The sequence below is a fragment of the Streptococcus sp. HMSC065E03 genome (genome assembly GCF_001815045.1).
Classification (GTDB): Bacteria; Bacillota; Bacilli; order Lactobacillales; family Streptococcaceae; genus Streptococcus; species Streptococcus parasanguinis_AD.
On sequence record NZ_KV818842.1, the window covers coordinates 1 to 390 of the forward strand.

The window sequence follows — 390 nt, forward strand, 5'->3', positions numbered from 1 at the left end:
AATCACACCGTTGTTCACAGTGATATCGAATTTAGCTGTTACATCCGCACCAGTCTTACCATCATAAGCTTTGATTGCTGAACCATCAACATCAACTTTAGCCTCATCGTAGTCATCTGAGATTCCTACTGATTGGATATGGTCTTTGTTGTTTGCGTCAAATTTAGTTGTATCCAACCATACTTGGTAAACAAGTTTTTGACCTGGTTTAACTGATTTAGTATTGATATTCGCTTTTTCGTTATTAGATGCATCGTCCGCATATGGGTTCGCATTGGTATCTGCAACCTTGTCTGCCAACTCTTTATCATCATCTAATAATGAAGTTCCAGTTAAATCAAATTCTTTTTCGTTCAGAACATATTTTTCTGGATTGAATTCTGGAGTTTC

The 390-nt window shown here is 36.7% G+C and carries 1 protein-coding gene; it reads right to left on the reverse strand.

Annotation, left to right across the window (positions count from 1 at the left end):
- A partial coding sequence (locus tag HMPREF3002_RS01385; RefSeq protein ID WP_141754471.1) for an SspB-related isopeptide-forming adhesin occupies positions 1-390 on the reverse strand: 390 nt, incomplete at both ends.